Here is an 18,626-nt window from a genome sequence, read left to right on the forward strand (position 1 = left end):
CATGGCCCACGCCGTTGGAAGATGCCGACCTTGGTCGGCGCACGGCTCGGCGGAGCCACCGTGATGCGTGCATGCCGCGCCCATGCCCGGCTTGCTATAGTGCGCGCGCCCTCAATCCATCACGGATTCGTTCCACATGCCCAACTTCCGTCCGCTTGCCATCGCCCTGGGCATCAGCCTGGCGACTCTGGTCCCGACCCACGATGCGTTTGCCGCCGCCAAGAAGAAGGCCGCACGCGCCCCGGCCGTCAGCGCCCAGTGCAGCGACTTCTACAACACCACCAATGCAGGCTGGCTGAAGGCCAACCCGGTTCCGCAGACCGGCGCCACTACCGCGCTGGGCCAGCTGGTCGACCGCAGCCGCCAGCAGCAGCGCGACCTGCTCGATGCCGCGATGAAGTCGCCGCAGGGCAACGTGCAGAAGCTGCTGGGTGACTTCTGGGCCAGCGGCCTTGACGAAGCCGCCGTGGAAGCGGACGGTTCCAATCCAATCGCCCCGCTGCTGACCCGCATCAACGCCATCAAGAAGGCCAAGGATGTGCCGGCCTCGATCGCCGCGCTGCACCAGGTGGGCATCCCGGTCGCCTTCAACTTCGGCCCTGACGTCGACCTGAAGGCACTGGACCGCCACATCGGTTACTTCATGCAGGGCGGCATGGGCCTGCCGGATCCGGCGTTCTATACCCGCACCGACGCCGATACCGTGGCGCTGATGGGCCGCTACCGCAACTACGTCAAGCAGATCCTGGCGCTGACCGGCACCCCGGCGGCCAAGCTGGATGCCGAATCGCAGGCGGTGATCGCGCTGGAGACCGAGCTGGCGCGCAACGCGCAGTCGCTGGCCGGCATCAACAACCCGTTCAACAACTACGCGCCGATCTCCACCAAGGAGCTCAACAGCCGCTACCGCAACCTGCAGCTGGACGCGTTCCTGAAGGCACAGGGCGTGGACGATGACCTGGTCTCGCTGGCCGACCCAGGCCTGTTCAAGCAGCTCGATGGCATGGTCACCAAGCTCAAGCCGGAGCAGTGGAGAGCTTACCTGCGCTGGCGCGTGGGCGACTCGATGGCGCCGTACCTGTCCAAGGCCTACCGCGACGCCGAGTTCGAATTCCGTGGCCGTGTGCTGCGTGGCCAGACCCTGCCGCCGCAGCGCTGGGAATCCGTGCTGGATGCAATCAATGTGGCCGCCGGCCCGATGGTCGGCCGCGAGTACGCCGCCCGCTACCTGTCGGCCGAAGATCGTCGCCAGGCCGCATGGATCGTCGACAAGGTGCGCGAAGTACAGATCGAGGCGGTAAAGAACAGCAGCTGGATGAGTGCCGAAGCCAAGACCGAAGCGCAGGCCAAGCTGGCTGCGCTGAAGATCGAGATCGGCACTCCACTGCGCGACCTGGACTACAGCGTGCAGCCGATGGGGCGCGGCTCGTTTGGTGGCAACATGCTGATTGCATCGACCTGGCGCCACCGCGAGGAAATGAAGCGCATCGGCAAGGGCAATGCCGACCGCCGCTGGGACGTGCTGCCGCAGCAGCCGTCGCTGGCCTACGACCTGGCGCAGAACCGCCTGATCGTCACCGCCGCGATCCTGCAGGACCCGGTGTTCAACGCCAAGGCCGACGCCGCCGACAAGTTCGGCAGCTTCGGTGGACTGGTCGGCCACGAGCTGACCCGTGCGATCGATGCCAAGGGCGCGCTGGTCGATGCCAAGGGCGAACTGCGCAGCTGGTGGACCCCGGCCGACAAGACCGCCTGGACCCTGCTCGGCAATCGCGTGGCCGCGCAGTACAGCGCCTACGACTTCCCGGGCGTAAAGGGTGCCAAGGTCAACGGCACGCTGACCCAGGAAGAGAACCTAGCCGACATCGCCGGCCTGGAACTGGCCTGGGCGGCGTATACGGCGCAGGAACCGAAGGCCAAGCAGGCACAGCAGCAGGGCTTCTTCCGCGCCTGGTCGGCACTGTGGGCACAGCAGCTGTCGCCGAACGAGGCCGCGCGCCGCCTGACCGCCGACATCCGCGCACCGGGCCTGTGGCGCAGCAACGGCACGCTGGCCAACCTGCCGGCGTTCGGTGCCACCTTCAGTTGCAAGGCCGGGCAGCCGATGCAGCGCAGCGAAGCCGACCAGATCAAGGTCTGGCGCTGAGCCCGCGGCCGCACTGGTAGTACAAAGGGCGCCTTCGGGCGCTCTTTTTTTGCGGGTGCAGCACGATCCCGGGTTAACACTGCGCGTGCTATCGCTGCGGCTTCGTCCAACGCGGAGCCGGACATGGCACACAAGAACACGATCTGTATCTGGTACGACAACGGCGCGCTCGAGGCCGCCACCTTCTATGCCAGCCTCCTGCCCGACAGCGCGGTGACCGCTGTCCACCACGCCCCGGGCGACTACCCGGACGGCAAGGAAGGCAACTTACTGACGGTCGAATTCACGGTCTGCGGCATCCCCTGCGTCGGCCTCAACGGCGGCACCGCGTTCAAGCACAGCGAAGCCTTCTCCTTCCAGATCCAGACCGAGGACCAGGCCGAGACTGACCGCTTGTGGAACGCCATCGTCAGCAACGGCGGACAGGAGAGCCAGTGCGGTTGGTGCAAGGACCGATGGGGCGTTTCCTGGCAGATCAGCCCACGCATGTTGATCGAAGCGGTGACCAGCCAGGACAAGGCACTGGCCAAGCGCGCCTTCAATGCGATGATGCCGATGAAGAAGATCGACATCGCCACCATCGAAGCGGCAATCAAAAAAGGGGACGGAGGGGATTAAGTCGTTTCTTCCCCCCTGTGCGCAGATGCGGATTGCGACTTAATCCCCTCCGTCCCCTTTTTCCGAGGTGCTGATGTCCTGGGATGCGATCATCATCGGTGGCGGCCACAACGGCCTGGTCTGCGCGGCCTATCTCGCACGCGCTGGCAAGAAGGTGCTGGTGCTGGAACGTCGTGGCGTTCTCGGCGGCGCGGCGGTCACCGAGGAATTCCACCCCGGGTTCCGCAACTCGGTGGCGTCATACACGGTGTCGCTGCTGCAACCAAAGGTAATCGACGACCTGCAGCTGCATGCGCATGGGCTGCGCATCATCAGTCGCCCGGCCAACAACTTCCTGCCATTGCCGGACGGCCGCTACCTGCTGTCCGCACCGGGCCGCACCCAGGCCGGGGTCGCGAAGTTCTCCGAGCGGGATGCACAGCGGCTACCCGAATACGAAGCGCGCCTGGGGATCTTCGCTGATGTGCTGCGCGCCTGGGCCCTGCGCGCGCCGCCGGACCTGGGTGCAGCAGGCGGTTGGCGTGCCCTGCCCGCCCTGTGGCAGATGGGCCGTCTCGGTCGTGAACTGGCCACGCTGGATGCCTCGCTGCGGCAGGAGCTGCTGGACCTTTTCACGCTGTCGGCGGCCGAGTACCTGGACCGCTGGTTCGAAAGCGAGCCGATCAAGGCGCTGTTCGGCTTCGATGGCATCGTCGGCAACTACGCAAGCCCGTATACACCGGGCAGTGCCTACGTGCTGCTGCACCACGTATTCGGCCAGTGCAATGGCATGAAAGGTGCGTGGGGCCATGCGATCGGTGGCATGGGCGCGATCAGCCAGGCCATCGCCACTGCCGCGCGGGAGGCCGGGGCTGAGCTGCGCGTGGATGCCGGTGTGCAACGCCTGCTGATCGAGCAGGGTCGTGTCGTGGGCGTGGCGCTGGCCAACGGCGAAATCCTGCGCGCACGCGCGATGATCGCCAACGTCAATCCAAAGCTGCTGTACGAGCAGATGCTGGCACCGGAGCAGGTACCGGTCGCAACGCGCGAACGCATGGCGAACTGGCGCTGCGGTTCCGGCACGTTCCGGATGAATGTCGCGCTGTCGCAGCTGCCGGACTTCCGCGCTCTGCCCGGTCCCGGCGATCACCTCAGCGCCGGCATCATCATGGCCCCAAGCCTGGATTACATGGACCGTGCCTGGCTGGATGCGCGTCGCGATGGCTGGTCACGCGAACCGATCGTGGAAATGCTCATTCCCAGCACGCTGGACGATTCGCTGGCGCCGCCGGGGAAGCACGTCGCCAGCCTGTTCTGCCAGCACGTGGCGCCCGTGCTGCCCGGCGGGCGTCACTGGGATGATCATCGTGAAACGGTGGCCGATCTGATGATCGCCACCGTTGAACGGTATGCGCCGGGTTTCGCTGGCAGCGTACTGGGCCGCCAGGTGCTGTCACCGCTGGATCTGGAGCGCACCTTCGGCCTGATCGGCGGCGACATCTTCCACGGAGCGCTCAGTGCCAACCAGTTGTTCTCGGCACGGCCGATGGTTGGCCAGGCTGGCTATCGTGGTGCCCTGCCCGGCCTTTACCTGTGCGGGTCGGGTACGCATCCCGGCGGTGGCGTGACCGGCGCGCCAGGTCACAATGCGGCGCAGGTGGTGTTGCAGGATCTGTGAGGGCGTGCCGACCAAGGTCGGCACCTACCCGCGTGGGAGAAGGCGTGCCGACCAACGGTCGGCACCTACAGCGTCAAATGATCCTTCGGATCATTTGACGCTGCGCAGATGGTTCGGGCGCTTCGGTGGGCCGGGCGGTCGGCGCTTGTTGAACGGCGGCTGCCCGCGCCAGTAGCGAATCAGCAACCAGCCGAACAGCATGCCGCCGAGGTGCGCGAAGTGGGCCACGCCCGGCTGCCAGCCGGTCATGCCCAGCACCAGTTCGCCCACGCCGAACAGGATCACGAAGGTGCGCGCCTTCATCGGGATTGGTGGGAACAGCAGCATCACCCGCTGGTTCGGGAACAGCATGCCGTAGGCCAGCAGCAGGCCGAACACGCCGCCAGAGGCACCCAGCACCGTGGCCGGGTTCTCCAGCAGCGTACCCACCAGCAGCTGGCAGACACCGGCACCGGCCACGCAGACCAGGTAATACAGCAGGAAGCGCTTCTCGCCCCAGGTCTGCTCCAGTGGCGCACCGAACATGAAGACCGCCAGCATGTTGAAGAACAGGTGGCCGAAGCTGCCATGCAGGAAGCCATAGGTCAGCAGCTGCCAAGGCTGGAAGTTGCCGCCCGGCGAGAACGCATCGAAGCCCTGCTGCAGCGGTTGCAGCATGAACGGCTCAAAGGTCTGCATGCCGAGCAGGAACGGCTGCTGCAGCAGGAACAGGATCGCGTTGGCGATCAGCAGGGCCTTGGTGACGGTTGGCAGTCGCGGGAACATGGGAGCACCGGCATGGAACGACCTCCATCATAGCCGCAGCACCGCGCCTTGTTGGCGACCCGCAGGTCCGGCCTGTTCAGTCGCCAGCGGCGCTCAGCCCGGCCCCCATACGGCAGCATCCAGCGCTACCGCCGGATCGGTCGTGGGCATCTGCACCCGGCCGTTCTCAACCACCACGCCCTCGGCACGCAGCCGCTGCGACTGCTCGCGCCAGCCCGCCGACCCTTCTTCCATGGCGATGCGCCCATCCGAGCGCAGCACGCGGTGCCAGGGCAGGTCCGGGTCGTCGTTCTGGCCCAGGATGCGCGCGGTCAGGCGTGCACGCCCGGGCAGGCCCGCGCGCATCGCCACCTGGCCGTAGCCCATCACCTGCCCCGCCGGGATCGCGCGGATCACCGCCAGGATGCGCGCACGCGCCTGCTCCGGCGTCAGCGCCGCAGGCGGGTCACCAGCAGAACGCCGATCAGCACCAGCACGGTGCCGGCGATCTGTGCCGGCCCCATCGGTTCGTCGAGCAGCCATAGGCTCATCACGATGGTGGAAACAGGGCCCAGCATACCGACCTGTGCGGCCAGCGACGAACCCACGCGCTGCACCGCCAACATGATCGCCAGCACCGGCAGCACCGTGCAGACAGTGGCATTGACCAGCGACAGCCACTGTACCGGCGCCGGTGCCTGCCACAGCAGTGGCAGCGGATGGGTCACCGCGAAATGCAGCAGCACCAGCACGCTGGCCACGCAGCTGGCATAGGCCGTCAGCCGCACTGCACCGATGCGCGCGACCACCTGCCCGCTGCCGAACAGGTACAGCGCGTAGCTGAGCGCACTGCCCAGCACCAGCAGGCTGCCGACGATGATCTGGCCGCCCTCGCGCTGCAGGTCGTGCCCGAAGGCCAGCAGCACGCCGAGGTAACTCAGCACCAGCGCGCCGATCTGCCAGCGTCCCGGCCGCTGGCGCGCCAGCAGCACGTTGATCAGCAGCACCAGGGTCGGGTTCAAGTACAGGATCAGCCGTTCCAGCGTCACGCTGATGTACTGCAGGCCCTGGAAATCGAGCAGGCTGGACAGGTAATAGCCGGTGAAGCCCAGCCACAGCACGCGGGCGCGGTCGGCCCAGGACAGCGGTGTGGCCCGGCGCGCGGCCCACAAGGCCATCAACGCGAACAAGGGCAGCGCCATCAGCATGCGCAGGGCGAGCAGCGTGGTGGCATCCACGCCGTGGCGCAGGCCGAGCTTGACGATGATGGCCTTGCCGGAAGCAGCAATGGCGCCGATCGCAGCCAGGCCGATACCCCCCAGCGCGATGCGGGGGGAAGCCGTAGCGATGCGGGAAGCGGGCGTGGACATCAGGACGACGGCGGGCCGCGCAGAGCGGCCCGGTAAGGCGTGGGGGCGCCCATTGTCGCACGGGCGCCCCCGGTGCCCTGTAGAGCCGAGCCTGCGCTCGGCTTCGCCAAGCCTGGGCGAAAAGCAGCCGAGCGTGGGCTCGGCTCTACAACTGCGGGCTCAGCGCATCAGCACCACTTCCTCGGCCGAGGTCGGGTGGATCGCCACGGTGTCGTCGAACTGGGCCTTGGTTGCGCCCATCTTCACCGCCACCGCGAAGCCCTGCAGGATCTCGTCGGCCGCTTCGCCCAGCAGGTGGATACCCACCACGCGCTCCTCCGGGCCCGCGCAGACCATCTTGAACAGGCTGCGCTGGGTGCCGTTGGCCAGCGCCTGCAGCATCGGGCGGAAACGGCTGTGGTAAACGCTCACCTGGTCAAAACGCGCGCGCGCTTCCTCTTCGCTCATGCCCACTGCACCCAGCGGCGGATGCGAGAACACCACGCTGGCCACGTTCTCGTAATCCATCTTCGATTGCGGACGTCCACCGAACAGGCGGTCCATCAGCCGCCGTGAAGCGGCCACCGCCACCGGGGTCAGGCCGACCTTGCCAGCGATGTCGCCGACCGCGTGCACGCTCGGCACAGAGGTGGTCTGCCATTCGTCCACCTGCACCTGCTGGTGCTCGCCAATGCCGATGCCGAGCGCTTCCAGGCCCAGATCACGGCTGTTGCCGCGGCGGCCGGTGGCAAAGAACACCGCATCGAACACGCTGTCGATCGGGCCGTCATGGCCGAACGCACGCACGCGCTCGCCATCGCGCTGCAGTTCGCGCAGGCGATAGTCGAAGTGGATCCGCACGCCCTGCTGCTTCAGGTTCTCGGCCAGCTGGTCGGTCAGCTCGTAGTCGAAGCGCTCCAGCAACCGCTTGCCCCGCACCAGCAGGCTCACCTTGCTGCCCAGCGCCTGCAGCAACCCGGCCAGTTCCACCGCGATGTAGCCGCCACCAATGATCGCCACCTCGGCCGGTGCCGCACGCAGATCGAAGAAGTCATCGGAAACCAGGCCCAGTTCCGCGCCGGGAATATCCGGACGCAGCGGATGCGCGCCGGTGGCGATCAGGATGTGCTCGGCGCTGTAATGCACGCCGTCACTGCAGGCCACGGTATGCGCATCAAGCAGACGGCCGCGCGCAGGGATGCGCACCACGCCGGTTTCATCCAGGCGCTTGTGGTAGCTGGTGTGGATGTTGGTGATGTAGGCCTGGCGATGGATCACCAGCTCCTTCCACGACAGCGCCGGGCGTGCCTCGACATCGAAGCCCATCGCATTGGCCAGGCCGATGCGCTCGTGCAGGTCGGCCGCCAGCCACATCGCCTTCTTCGGCACGCAGCCAACATTGACACAGGTACCGCCCAGTTCGCCCGGTTCCAGCATCGCCACGCGCTTGCAATGCTGCGCTGCACGGATGGCACCGGCCAGGCCGGCGGAACCGCCGCCAAGGACGATCAGGTCGTAATCATAAGGTGCAGTGCTCATCGGAATCGCTCGGGTCGGTAAGGGGCAGGATCGATCGCTGGCGTGCGGCCGCAGACGAGATCGGCGATCAGCTGGCCGGTGCCGGCGCTCATGCTGATGCCGAGCATGCCATGCCCCGCTGCAAGCCAGACGTGAGGATGCGCGGGCGCGCGGCCGATCGGCACAGCGCATGCGTGCCCATCGCTCACCCCTGCTCCGTGCTGCGCCGCATCGGTGGCCACTGCCGATAGGTCATCGCACGCCATATCCACTCGATCGGGCCGAAGCGGAAATGGCGCAGCCACAGGTGCGAGAAGACCACCTGCGCGGCAAACAGCAGCAGCGCGAACAACAGCTGCACGCTGCGCGGCATCATCTCGAACCTGCCCAGGCCATAGTGGTAGAAGGTCCAGGTACACAGCAGCGACTGACCAAGATAGTGGGTCAGCGCCATGCGCCCGACCGGTGCCAGCCAGGCCAACCGCGCACGCCAATGCACGATCCACGCGAGGTAACCCAGGCACATCGGCAGGCCACCGATCGTCACCAGCGCCATCGCCGCTGTCACCGGCAGGCCGTAGGCACCCGGCGCCAGGTAGGGCTTCCAGGCAATACCCAGCAGCGTGACCACGAGGCCCAGCGGCAGTGCCCCCCAACGCAGCACCGCGTACAGCCGCGGAAAGCGCTCCGGCGTCGCCAACGCGCCGCTGGCGGCGAACCAGCTGCCGATCAGGAACATGCCCAGCACTTCCGGGCCGGTGATCAGCAGCGCGCCCATCGAGGTGCCGAACTCGCTCAGGCGCTGCACAGTGGCCTGCGCCCAGCTGCCCTGCCCGTACACCTGCCGCTGCAGGTCGATGCTCTGCTGCGCCTCGGCAAGCATGCCCCGCACCTCTTCGGCCGAAGCCATCGACACCATCGCGCCCACCAGCAGCATCAGCGCAACGCCGCCCAGATAGACGGTCACGCCCATCCACGGCAGCCAGCTGCGCGGCGCCTCCCGGCAGGCCAGCAACGGCAACGAGACCAACGCGTACATCACCAGGATGTCGCCGGACCAGACCAGCAGCGCGTGGCACAGGCCGATCAGCAGCAAGCCAGCGCTGCGGCGCAGATAGAACGGGGTGAAGTCGCGCCCGGCGGCCTCAGCGCGCTGCGCCATCACCGCGAAGCCGGCGCCGAACAGCAGCGAGAACAGGGTGAAGAACTTGCCCTGCACGAACACGTACACAAAGGCATCGGCCCAGTAGTCGATGCCCTGCCAATGTACGTCGATGCCGGTGAAGGCCAGGTCCAGCGGTCCGCTGAAGGCCTCGATGTTCATCAGCAGGATGCCCAGCAGCGCGGCACCGCGCAGCACGTCCAGCACGGCGATGCGTTCGCCGGAAGCGACCGGCTGCAGGGAAGGAGAAGCGGCGTTCACGGGGCGTCCGTCAGGCAGGTCCGCCATTATGCCGCCGGCCCGTACGCCATGGATGGCCGCGCCGTGTTCCAGAAACGCAACGGCCCGCCGAAGCGGGCCGCTGCATCCATCACGATCGCGCTGCGATCAGTGCTGGTGACCACCGTCGCCGTGGACGTGGCCGTGGTCGATCTCTTCCTTGCCGGCTTCGCGCACGTCGACGATCTCGACGTCGAAGTGCAGGTCCTTGCCGGCCATCGGGTGGTTCAGGTCGACGTCGACGACGCTCATGCCGACCTTCTGCACGGTCACCGCACGCGGGCCGAAGTTGGTCTGCAGCACGACCTGCTGGCCCGGGGCCAGCTTGGTGTTGCCGAAGTGCTTCTTCGGCACGCGCTGGGACAGACCTTCACGACGCTCGCCGTAGGCATCGGCCGCCTTGACGTCGACGTTGAAGGTCGCGCCGGCTTCCTTGTCCATCATGGCGTTTTCCAGGCCCGGGATGATGTTGCCGTGGCCGATCAGGATCGCCAGCGGCTCGCCGCGGTCCTTGGACGACTCGATCGGCTCCTGGCCGACTTCGGAAACGGTGTAGTGGAAGCGGACAACGCGGTCTTTTTCGATCTTCATGCGCAACTCTGTCTGGATCTGCCGGAGGCAGGCGGGTTGGGGCGGGTTGTCGCCCGGCGGGGACGCCGCCATCATGACGGCCAATCCAAGGTGGCGCATTATCCGGAGATCATGCACATCACGCCAGTTTCGTCCGGCCCGCGCCGGTTTCTCGCCCCGGCCCTGCTGCTGGCCCTGCCCGTGTTGATGACCGCCTGTGGCGGCGGCAAGGCCACCCGCCCGGCGCCGCCCCCGCCGACGGCGAACTGGCCGAAGACCGTGCCGGACAACCCCGAGGCCGCCAACTCGGTGCTGATGCGGGCCATCAGCCTGGTCGGCACGCCCTACCGCTATGGCGGCAACACCCCGGATTCGGGCTTCGACTGCAGCGGCCTGGTCGCCTATGTCTATCGCGAAATGCTGGACCTGCGACTGCCGCGCACCTCGCGCGACCTGGCCGCCGTACAGGGCCCGAAGATCGATCCGCAGCGCCTGGCCACCGGCGATCTGGTGTTCTTTGGCAGCCGAGGCAGCGTCACCCATGTCGGCATCTATGTAGGTGAGGGGCGTTTCGTGCACGCGCCGAGTACCGGCGGGACGGTACGCCTCGACTCGCTCAGCGGCCCCTACTGGAAAGACCACTACACAGGGGCGAAACGCGTCCTTCGCTAAAATGAACAGGCGATATGTTCAAAACTGTGACGTAAATCACTACTGAAATAACGTTTTACTAACGGAATTTTTAACTTATCGGCGGTTTTACAGGGCATGATGCCCCATCGTTTTTTTCCTGTGACCGACGCGTGACGACTGACGACCTGAAAAGCGAAGGCCAGACTTCCGTATCTTCACGCAGTGCCCGCCCGTTGTTGCTTGGCCTGGCACTGTGCCTGACCAGCCTTCCGGCCTGGTCGCAGACTGCTCCGAACCGTTCCGATGTGCCCCCGGCCCCGGTGGCCGAGAGCGCCGCCCGACCGGCCGCCAAGGCCGAGGCTGCCGCTCCGCAGCGCAGCCGCGTCGATGCCGCCGCCAGCGCCACGCTGGCCGCCCTGCTGCCGCACCTGGCCGCCAACGACACCATTCCGCTGATGGACCGCTCGGCCGTGGTGGCCGGCGACCTCAGCCGCCTGCTCGCCAACTACGACACCAGCAGCGCCGCCAATGGCAGCGTTGTCGGTACCGCCGCCGACAACGGCAAGGTGCAGTCGCTGCTGCGCCGCGCGATGACCCTGCTGGGCACCCCGTACCGTTGGGGTGGCAGCAACCCGGACAGCGGTTTCGACTGCAGCGGCCTGGTCGGTTATGTGTTCCGTTCGGCCCTGGGCATCGAGCTGCCGCGCGTCTCGCGCGAGATGGCCCACGATGACAACGCCGAACTGATCAACGACCGCACCGCGCTGGCTGCCGGTGACCTGGTGTTCTTCGGCCGCAAGGGCCGCGTCGACCATGTCGGCATCTATGTCGGCGACGGCCGCTTCCTGCACGCACCGAGTTCGGGCAAGGACGTGCGCGTGGACACCCTGCTCAGTGGCTACTGGGGCAACAAGTTCATGCAGGCCCGCCGGGTCGACCTCTGACCCGCTGGCGCTACGGCGCCGCCTGACGCGAGAAGCCGCTGCCCTGCAGCGGCTTTTTTGTTGGCAGGAATCCATTGCCCCCCATCCACGCATAGCGTGGATCTACTGGGACCTGCTCGTTGTGCCACCGCCGACCGCCCTGGTAGGTGCCGACCGTTGGTCGGCACTGTGTCTCTCCCTCCACGCATGGCGTGGATCTACGAGGAATGCCCCTTGGCCGGCACCGCGTCGGCCATCCCCAAGCAAAAGGCCCGCCGGTCAGGCGGGCCTTTCATCTCCACGCAACCTCAGCTGCGTGGCGGAGTCGGGTCAGGATCGTCCACGCCCACATTGCTGGACGGATTGTCATACACCGCCTGGTCGAGCAGCCCGGTTTCCTTGGCCACGAGCACCGGCACCAGCATCTGGCCGGTCACATTCGTCATCGTGCGCATCATGTCCAGGATGCGGTCGATGGCATACAGGTAACCGATGGTCTCCAGCGGCAGGTTCGCCGCGCTCAGCACCACCGTGGCCATGATCACCGCAGTACCCGGCACGCCGGCGGTGCCGAAGCTGCCCAGCACCGAGGCGATCAGCACCACCACGTACTGCTCCGGGGTCAGCGGCACGCCGCTGTACTGCGAAATGAACACCGCGCACAGCGCCGGATAGATCGCGCCGCAGCCGTCCATCTTGATGCTGGCGCCCAGCGGCACCGCGAACGAACCGTAGTCCTTGTTCACGCCCAGGTTGTGGGTGATCGAACGCAGCGCCACCGGCATCGCAGCGAAGCTGGACGAGCTGACGAACGCAACCTGCATGCCCGGTGCGGCGCCACGGAAGAACTTCAGCGGGTTCAGGCCGTGCGCCAGCAGCAGCGCGCTGTAGACCACCACGATGTGCAGCGCACAGGCCACGTACAACGCCAGCACGAAATGGCCCAGCGGCAGCAGCTTCTCGAACCCATAGCTGCCGACCAGGCCCGCGATCAGGCCGAAGGTGCCGATCGGGGTGACTTCCAGCACAAAGCGGGTCACCTGGATCATGATGTCGCTCATCTGGCCGACCAGCTTGCGCGCCTCGGTCACCTTCTCGCCCAGCTTGACGATGGCAAAGCCCACCAGGCCGGCGAAGAAGATCACCGGCAGGATCGAGCCGCGACCCGCGGCCAGCACGGTCTCACCGGCCGCGTTGACCTTGGTGCCGATGCCGGACAGCGCATAGAAGACATTGGCCGGCACCACGTCCAGCAGCACCTGCACCACGCTGGGCACTTCGCGCGGCACGTAGTTGCTGGCCATCGACAACTGCAGGCCACCCGCGCCGGGCTGCAGCACCGTACCCACGGCCAGGCCGACACACACTGCCAGCGCGGCGGTGATCACGAACCACAGGAAGGTGCGCCCACTGAGCGCGGCCACGGACTTCTGCCCGTGCAGCGACGAAATCGCGTTGATGACCGCGAAGAACACCAGCGGCACGGCGATCATCTTGATCAGGGTGACGTACAGCTCACCGAGCGGGCCGAACCACGTTTCCGCGGCCGGGCCGAGCGCCCAGCCGGCCAGCGCGCCGAGCACGAAGCCACCGACCACGCGCTGCCAGAACGGAATCCGCAGCCAGGCAGAGACCAGCGTCATAGGCAATCCAGAGGGGAAGGAAGGGATGCTGGCACGATAGCCCAAGGCAGCCCGCAGAACGACCGCCCGGCCGGCAAATCAGTGTGTCATCGGCGTGCCTTGCTGGGGCGGGCATAATGAATGTCCCGTTACAGTTTGTGAGATCCCAGCGTCCATGCGTCGTTCCGTCTCCCTGTTGGCCGCCTGCGCCACCACCCTCCTGCTGGGCGCCTGCGCCAGCACTGCCCCCGCGTCCGCCCCGGCCGGCCTGAAGGTCGCCGTCGATCCCGTCGCCCATCCGGCCGGCGAGACCCCGCAGTGGTGGTACCGCAGCGGTGCCGCCCAGGCTGCGGCCAATGGTGCGATGTCCGGCAAGGCGAAGAACGTCATCCTGTTCCTCGGTGACGGCATGAGCCTGACCACCGTGGCCGCCTCGCGCATCTACGAGGGCCAGCGCAAGGGCGGCTCCGGCGAGGAGAACCTGCTGTCCTGGGAACGCTTCCCGGCCACGGCGTTCAGCAAGACCTACAACACCGATTCGCAGACGCCTGATTCGGCCGGCACCATGACCGCCATCACCACCGGCGTGAAGACCCACATGGGCGCGATCGGCGTCAGTGCCGGAAGCCGCACCGACTGTGCCGACAGCCTGTCCAAGGGCCTGCTGACCTGGCTGCAGCTGGCCGACAGCGCCGGCCTGGCCACCGGCGTGGTATCCACCGCCCGCCTGACCCATGCCACCCCCGCTGCCACCTACGCGCACTCGCCCGAGCGCAACTGGGAAAACGACACCGACCTGACTGAAGCGGCCAAGGCGGCCGGCTGCAAGGACATCGCCCAGCAGCTGCTGTCGACCTCGCGCTATGGGCGCGGTCCGCTTGTCGCCCTTGGTGGCGGCCGTGGTGAGTTCACCACCGTGGAAGAGCGCGACCCGGAATACGACGACAAGGTCGGCCAGCGCCTGGACGGCCGCAGCCTGGTCCAGGAATGGCAGCAGGCGCATCCGCAGGGTGCCTATGTCTGGAACAGCAAGCAGCTGGCCGCAGCCGCAAATGCGCCGGCCATCCTTGGCCTGTTCGAGCCGGACCACATGCGCTACGAGTACGAGCGCCCGCAGGATCCGGGCGGTGAGCCGAGCCTGGCCGAACTGACCGCAGCGGCGATCAAGAACCTTTCAAGGCACCCGGAAGGCTACGTACTGATGATCGAAGGCGCGCGCATCGACCACGCCAACCACAGCGGCAATGCCTACCGTGCACTGACCGAGACCGTGGCGCTGTCCGATGCGGTGCGCGTGGCCAACGAGCTGACCTCGGCCGACGACACCCTGATCATCGTCACCGCCGACCACTCGCACACGCTGAACTTCGTCGGCTACCCGGCACGCGGCAACCCGATCCTGGGCAAGGTGAAGGACAAGGGCGGCGAAGACGGCGCCGGCAAGCTGGACTACGCCCTGGACGGCACCGGCCAGCCGTACACCACGCTGAGCTACGCCAACGGCCCAGGCCACACCGGCAGCAGCAACCAGCAGCCGGCCGGGCCGAAGCGTTACCCGCACAACCCAAGCAGCTTCGAACCGGCCAACGGTCGCCCGAACCTGCGCGAGGTCGACACCGAGCATCCGGACTACATGCAGGAAGCGCTGGTGCCGATGAAGTCCGAATCGCATGGTGGTGAGGACGTCGGCATCTGGGCACGTGGCCCGGGCAGCAAGGCGATCCGCGGCACGCTGGAACAGAACGCGATCTACCACATGATCGTGCAGGCCACCCCGGCCCTGCGCGAACGCCTGTGCCAGGCCGGCACCTGCGATGACAAGGGCGTGCCGGTGCAGTTGCCGGCACCGGCGGCCTTCGAACGCAAGGCCGAGGCAAAGTGATCGCGCGGCAGGCCCGCCCTGCCCCTGCCAGCGGCCGCCTTGCGCGGTCGCTGGCAATGCTTGGCGTGCTGGTCAGTGCCAATGCACAGGCACAGGCACCGGCATGCAAGCTGCTGACCGACGAACACGGGTTGTGGCCGCTCCCCAACTGCGAGGTGGTCGATCACCGGCTGAAGATCAGCGCCGATACGCTGAAGGACCTGAACTACGACGACCACGGCCTGGCCGTGGTGTATGCCGACCAGGGCTTCCACTACGTCGACCGCACGGGCCGCAGCCTGCCGGTGCTGACCTGGGACAACGGCCCGGAAACGCCGCAGGAAGGCCTGCTGCGCGGCCGCGTCGGCAGCCGCGTCGGCTACTTCGACCTGAAGTTCCGCCAGGTGGTGCCCGGCACCTTCGATTTCGCCTGGCCATTCCAGGATGGCGTGGCCGAGGTCTGCAACGGCTGCCGGCGCGGCACGCCGGATGCCGATGGCCACACGCCGATGGAAGGCGGAGAGCGGTTCCGCATCGACCGCTCGGGCCGCCGGGTGAAGTAGGGTTTCGGCAGGGCTGCGCCCTGCACCTGCCGAAGCCAAATCAAGATCAAAAGCGGCTCTGGTTTTCTGTGAGTTGGGCGGGACGGTGTGGCTGGTCAGGACACACCGTAAACCCGTCCATGGGGGCTCGATGGCGCCATCCATGGCGCCAACGGTCCTGCCCCCGCAACCGGACCCACCCCGCCTTCGACAGTTTCCCGCGGTCTGTCAGATCCGTTTTCCGCAGGAAAACGGATCTGACCCCGGATTCAATTCGATATCTGACAGATCTGATCCACGCATGGCGTGGATGGTCCAACCGTCACCGGAAATCTGTCGGGGGGTGGGGCGGTGTGGGTGGGCAGGACCGTTGGCGCCATGGATGGCGCCATCGAGCCCCCATGGACGGGTTTACGGTGTGTCCTGACCAGCCACACCGTCCCGCCCAACTCACAGAAAACCAGAGCCGCTTTTGATCTTGATTTGGCTTCGGCAGGTGCAGGGCGCAGCCCTGCCGAGCAACCCTATACTTGCCGGCGTGACTGCCTTCCCTGCCCTCGTTCCGCTCGATGCGCCGCTGCTGGTGGGCTACAGCGGTGGTGTCGACTCGACCGTGCTGCTGCACTGGCTGTGGCGCTGCGCACAGGCCTCCGGCACGGCGCTGCGTGCGGTGCACGTACACCATGGCCTGCAGGCCGATGCGGACGGCTGGGTGCTGCATTGCCAGCAGCAATGCGCGGCACTGGGCATTGAACTGGCCGTGCATCACGTGCAGATCGACAATCGCGCGGGCCTCGGCCTTGAAGGCGCGGCGCGGCAGGCGCGACGCGCCGCCTTCGCGGCCGAACTGCGCGACGGCGAAACGCTGGCACTGGCGCAGCACCAGGACGATCAGGCCGAGACCTTCCTGCTGCGTGCCCTGCGCGGTTCCGGTATTGACGGCCTGGCGGCGATGTCCGCACACAGCCACATTGGCGGGCATCCGTTATGGCGCCCCCTGCTGCCGGCAACGCGCAACGCGCTGCTCGACTACGCGCGCCAGCACGCGCTGCGCTGGATCGAAGACCCCAGCAATGGCCACGACCACGCCGATCGCAACTTCCTGCGCCTGCAGGTGCTGCCGTTGCTGCGCCAGCGCTGGCCGCATGCGGCTGCGGCATTGGCGGGCAGCGCAATGCACTGCGGGCAGACCCGTGCTCTGCTGGACGAGGAAGACGCCGAGCTGATCGCCCACCTGGAAGTGGCACCACGCGTGCTTTCGCTGCAACTGCTGCGCCAGGTGTCACCGGGGCGTGCCGCGCGCGTGCTGCGCGCCTGGGTGATCGGCCACGGTGCCGCCCCACTGCCGGCCACGGTACTGCAGCAGGGTCTGCACGAACTGCTGCCGGCCGGCAACGATCGCCACGCGCGGGTGCGCTGGCACGAGCATGCCATCCAGCAATGGCGCGATCACGCCTATCTGCTGCCCGCACAGCTGCCATCGCTGCCCCGCGGGTGGCAGGCCGAATGGGATGGGCGTGCCCCCCTGCCGCTGCCCGATGGTGGTCAACTGCGCCTGCGGGGCGCCGCGGCCTTCGAACGCCCGCTTCAGGTCCGTGCGCGCGTGGGCGGCGAGCGCATCGTGCTGCCCGGTCGCCCGCATTCGCATGCTCTGAAGGACTGCCTGCAACGCGAGCACCTGGCCCCCTGGCGGCGCGCCCAGCTGCCGCTGATCTTCGATGGGCCACAGTTGCTCGCTGCCGCCGACGTGGTCATTGCGGCCCCTCTGCAAGCCTGGTTGCAGGCCCAGGATGCTCAGCTGCAGTGGCGTCCCGGCGGCTGGTGAATTGACCCCCGCGCGCAGCCCGTCCACACTTGCCGCATGGCCAAGAAGTCCCCCGAAAACGTCTCCCCGGTCGCCCAGTTCGAGCAGTCGCTCGAATCGCTGGAACAGCTGGTGGAGCAGATGGAAACCGGCGAGCTGAGCTTGGAAGCCTCGCTCAGTGCTTACGAACGCGGCGTCGGTCTGTACCGCCAGTGCCAGCAGGCGCTGGAACAGGCCGAACTGCGCGTGCGCCTGCTCAGCGATCCGGCGCAGCCGGAAACATCCGAGCCTTTCGATCCGCCCAGCCATGACGGCTGAGGTTCTGTTCGCGCGCTGGCGCGACCGTATCGAAAGCCAGCTCGACGCCGCCCTGCCCTCGCCCGCCGAAGCACCGCAGCGCCTGCACCAGGCCATGCGCTATTCGGTGCTGGGCGGTGGCAAACGCATGCGACCGCTGCTTGTGTACGCCAGTGGCCATCTGTTTGGCGCGCAGCCTGAACACCTTGACGCAGCGGCGATGGCCGTCGAGCTCATCCACGCCTATTCGCTGGTGCACGACGACCTGCCGGCGATGGACGATGACGCGCTGCGACGCGGCAAGCCGACCACCCACATCGCCTTCGACGAAGCCACTGCGATCCTGGCCGGTGACGCCCTGCAGACCCGCGCCTTCGGTCTGCTGGCCGATGCGCCGCTGCCGGCCACGCTGCGCGTGGCCTGCCTGCAGACCCTGGCCCACGCCTCCGGCGCTTCCGGCATGTGCGGTGGCCAGGCGCTGGACATCGACGCCACCGGCCAGCAGCAGACGCTGGCGGCACTGACCCGCATGCATGCGCTGAAGACCGGCGCGCTGATCCGCGCGGCAGTGCGCCTGGGCGCGCTGTGCGGCCAGGCCCACGAACCACAGCTGGCCCAGCTGGACGGCTTCGCCGACGCGCTCGGCCTGGCCTTCCAGGTCCGCGATGACATCCTCGATGTCGAAGCCAGTTCCGAACAGCTGGGCAAGACCGCCGGCAAGGACCAGGCGCAGGACAAGAGCACCTTCCCCGCGCTGCTCGGCATGGACGGTGCGAAGGCGCAGCTGCGCGAACTGGCCGCACGCATGCAGGCCACGCTGGCCGACTATGGCGAAAAAGCCGATGCGCTGCGCGCGCTGGCAACACTGGCGGTGGAACGCGATCACTGATCGCTGGCGTGA

At 67.3% G+C, this 18,626-nt stretch carries 17 protein-coding genes and 1 pseudogene; 10 read left to right on the top strand and 8 right to left on the bottom strand.

Translation table 11 applies throughout. From position 1 onward, the window contains the following. The first annotated feature begins 136 nt into the window (after nucleotides 1–136). From ROV93_RS08775 to ROV93_RS08785, 3 genes are all read left to right on the top strand, one after another. Nucleotides 137–2,146, top strand: coding sequence for a M13 family metallopeptidase (locus tag ROV93_RS08775; protein WP_312539319.1), 2,010 nt, complete (start codon nucleotides 137–139; stop codon nucleotides 2,144–2,146). 123 nt (nucleotides 2,147–2,269) lie between these two features. After that, the gene (locus ROV93_RS08780; protein WP_072168517.1) at nucleotides 2,270–2,764 is read left to right on the top strand and encodes a VOC family protein; all 495 of its coding nucleotides are present in this window, start codon (nucleotides 2,270–2,272) and stop codon (nucleotides 2,762–2,764) included. Between the two features lie 73 nt (nucleotides 2,765–2,837). After that, nucleotides 2,838–4,421, top strand: a complete 1,584-nt coding sequence (locus tag ROV93_RS08785) for an NAD(P)/FAD-dependent oxidoreductase (RefSeq protein ID WP_072168542.1) — start codon at nucleotides 2,838–2,840, stop codon at nucleotides 4,419–4,421. A gap of 90 nt (nucleotides 4,422–4,511) precedes the next feature. On the opposite strand, the gene ROV93_RS08790 is transcribed toward ROV93_RS08785, so the two are convergent. The 7 genes and pseudogenes from ROV93_RS08790 to ROV93_RS08820 form a co-directional block, all read right to left on the bottom strand. Next, nucleotides 4,512–5,186 (bottom strand): rhomboid family intramembrane serine protease, encoded by a 675-nt coding sequence (locus tag ROV93_RS08790; protein ID WP_005410509.1) that lies wholly within the window; start codon nucleotides 5,184–5,186, stop codon nucleotides 4,512–4,514. 93 nt (nucleotides 5,187–5,279) lie between these two features. Beyond that, the gene (locus ROV93_RS08795; RefSeq protein WP_227836960.1) at nucleotides 5,280–5,618 is read right to left on the bottom strand and encodes an MGMT family protein; all 339 of its coding nucleotides are present in this window, start codon (nucleotides 5,616–5,618) and stop codon (nucleotides 5,280–5,282) included. After that, nucleotides 5,615–6,535 carry a DMT family transporter gene (locus ROV93_RS08800; RefSeq protein ID WP_061479639.1) on the bottom strand — a complete coding sequence of 307 codons (921 nt, stop codon included), beginning with the start codon at nucleotides 6,533–6,535 and terminating at the stop codon, nucleotides 5,615–5,617. The genes ROV93_RS08795 and ROV93_RS08800 overlap by 4 nt, the downstream gene beginning before the upstream one ends. Before the next feature lie 159 nt (nucleotides 6,536–6,694). Further along, on the bottom strand, nucleotides 6,695–8,053 hold the full coding sequence (gene gorA, locus ROV93_RS08805) for a glutathione-disulfide reductase (RefSeq protein WP_180890655.1): 1,359 nt from the start codon (nucleotides 8,051–8,053) through the stop codon (nucleotides 6,695–6,697). Next, nucleotides 8,050–8,211, bottom strand: a pseudogene (locus tag ROV93_RS08810) (amino acid dehydrogenase); the annotation flags it as partial. The gene gorA and the pseudogene ROV93_RS08810, both read right to left, overlap by 4 nt. Before the next feature lie 26 nt (nucleotides 8,212–8,237). Next, complete coding sequence (locus ROV93_RS08815; protein WP_072168519.1) at nucleotides 8,238–9,482, bottom strand: DUF418 domain-containing protein; 1,245 nt, start codon at nucleotides 9,480–9,482, stop codon at nucleotides 8,238–8,240. 99 nt (nucleotides 9,483–9,581) lie between these two features. After that, nucleotides 9,582–10,064, bottom strand: a complete 483-nt coding sequence (locus tag ROV93_RS08820; RefSeq protein ID WP_005418041.1) for a peptidylprolyl isomerase — start codon at nucleotides 10,062–10,064, stop codon at nucleotides 9,582–9,584. 111 nt (nucleotides 10,065–10,175) lie between these two features. Between ROV93_RS08820 and ROV93_RS08825 the strand changes: the two genes are divergently transcribed. Further along, on the top strand, nucleotides 10,176–10,715 hold the full coding sequence (locus tag ROV93_RS08825) for a C40 family peptidase (RefSeq protein WP_005418044.1): 540 nt from the start codon (nucleotides 10,176–10,178) through the stop codon (nucleotides 10,713–10,715). Nucleotides 10,716–10,912: 197 nt separating this feature from the next. Continuing rightward, nucleotides 10,913–11,620 carry a C40 family peptidase gene (locus tag ROV93_RS08830; protein ID WP_227836959.1) on the top strand — a complete coding sequence of 236 codons (708 nt, stop codon included), beginning with the start codon at nucleotides 10,913–10,915 and terminating at the stop codon, nucleotides 11,618–11,620. A 287-nt stretch (nucleotides 11,621–11,907) separates the two neighbouring features. Here the strand turns inward: ROV93_RS08830 and ROV93_RS08835 are convergent, their stop codons facing one another. Next, the gene (locus ROV93_RS08835) at nucleotides 11,908–13,242 is read right to left on the bottom strand and encodes a dicarboxylate/amino acid:cation symporter (RefSeq protein WP_072168520.1); all 1,335 of its coding nucleotides are present in this window, start codon (nucleotides 13,240–13,242) and stop codon (nucleotides 11,908–11,910) included. Between the two features lie 154 nt (nucleotides 13,243–13,396). Here ROV93_RS08835 and ROV93_RS08840 point away from each other — a divergent pair, with 154 nt between their 5' ends. From ROV93_RS08840 to ROV93_RS08860, 5 genes are all read left to right on the top strand, one after another. After that, the gene (locus tag ROV93_RS08840; protein WP_072168521.1) at nucleotides 13,397–15,103 is read left to right on the top strand and encodes an alkaline phosphatase; all 1,707 of its coding nucleotides are present in this window, start codon (nucleotides 13,397–13,399) and stop codon (nucleotides 15,101–15,103) included. Then, on the top strand, nucleotides 15,100–15,645 hold the full coding sequence (locus ROV93_RS08845) for a WG repeat-containing protein (protein ID WP_072168522.1): 546 nt from the start codon (nucleotides 15,100–15,102) through the stop codon (nucleotides 15,643–15,645). Before ROV93_RS08840 ends, ROV93_RS08845 begins: the two co-directional genes overlap by 4 nt. A gap of 517 nt (nucleotides 15,646–16,162) precedes the next feature. Next, nucleotides 16,163–17,449 (top strand): tRNA lysidine(34) synthetase TilS, encoded by a 1,287-nt coding sequence (gene tilS / locus ROV93_RS08850; protein WP_172412115.1) that lies wholly within the window; start codon nucleotides 16,163–16,165, stop codon nucleotides 17,447–17,449. Nucleotides 17,450–17,485: 36 nt separating this feature from the next. Beyond that, entirely contained in the window at nucleotides 17,486–17,746 is a 261-nt protein-coding gene (locus ROV93_RS08855; protein ID WP_072168524.1) for an exodeoxyribonuclease VII small subunit, read from the top strand. Beyond that, nucleotides 17,736–18,614: a farnesyl diphosphate synthase gene (locus tag ROV93_RS08860; RefSeq protein ID WP_312539332.1), complete on the top strand. Its 879-nt coding sequence runs from the start codon at nucleotides 17,736–17,738 to the stop codon at nucleotides 18,612–18,614. Before ROV93_RS08855 ends, ROV93_RS08860 begins: the two co-directional genes overlap by 11 nt. Nucleotides 18,615–18,626 lie beyond the last annotated feature (12 nt).

This window comes from Stenotrophomonas maltophilia group sp. msm4, assembly GCF_032025605.1.
GTDB classification, from domain to species: domain Bacteria; phylum Pseudomonadota; class Gammaproteobacteria; order Xanthomonadales; family Xanthomonadaceae; genus Stenotrophomonas; species Stenotrophomonas sepilia.

What these genes read in the sequence shown, in the direction of transcription:
- ROV93_RS08775 (WP_312539319.1), top strand. Translation starts at nt 137, where the DNA reads ATGCCCAACTTCCGTCCGCTTGCCATCGCCCTGGGCATCAGCCTGGCG.
- ROV93_RS08780 (WP_072168517.1), top strand. Translation starts at nt 2,270, where the DNA reads ATGGCACACAAGAACACGATCTGTATCTGGTACGACAACGGCGCGCTC.
- ROV93_RS08785 (WP_072168542.1), top strand. Translation starts at nt 2,838, where the DNA reads ATGTCCTGGGATGCGATCATCATCGGTGGCGGCCACAACGGCCTGGTC.
- ROV93_RS08790 (WP_005410509.1), bottom strand. Translation starts at nt 5,186, where the DNA reads ATGTTCCCGCGACTGCCAACCGTCACCAAGGCCCTGCTGATCGCCAAC.
- ROV93_RS08800 (WP_061479639.1), bottom strand. Translation starts at nt 6,535, where the DNA reads ATGTCCACGCCCGCTTCCCGCATCGCTACGGCTTCCCCCCGCATCGCG.
- gorA (WP_180890655.1), bottom strand. Translation starts at nt 8,053, where the DNA reads ATGAGCACTGCACCTTATGATTACGACCTGATCGTCCTTGGCGGCGGT.
- ROV93_RS08815 (WP_072168519.1), bottom strand. Translation starts at nt 9,482, where the DNA reads ATGGCGGACCTGCCTGACGGACGCCCCGTGAACGCCGCTTCTCCTTCC.
- ROV93_RS08820 (WP_005418041.1), bottom strand. Translation starts at nt 10,064, where the DNA reads ATGAAGATCGAAAAAGACCGCGTTGTCCGCTTCCACTACACCGTTTCC.
- ROV93_RS08825 (WP_005418044.1), top strand. Translation starts at nt 10,176, where the DNA reads ATGCACATCACGCCAGTTTCGTCCGGCCCGCGCCGGTTTCTCGCCCCG.
- ROV93_RS08835 (WP_072168520.1), bottom strand. Translation starts at nt 13,242, where the DNA reads ATGACGCTGGTCTCTGCCTGGCTGCGGATTCCGTTCTGGCAGCGCGTG.
- ROV93_RS08840 (WP_072168521.1), top strand. Translation starts at nt 13,397, where the DNA reads ATGCGTCGTTCCGTCTCCCTGTTGGCCGCCTGCGCCACCACCCTCCTG.
- ROV93_RS08855 (WP_072168524.1), top strand. Translation starts at nt 17,486, where the DNA reads ATGGCCAAGAAGTCCCCCGAAAACGTCTCCCCGGTCGCCCAGTTCGAG.
- ROV93_RS08860 (WP_312539332.1), top strand. Translation starts at nt 17,736, where the DNA reads ATGACGGCTGAGGTTCTGTTCGCGCGCTGGCGCGACCGTATCGAAAGC.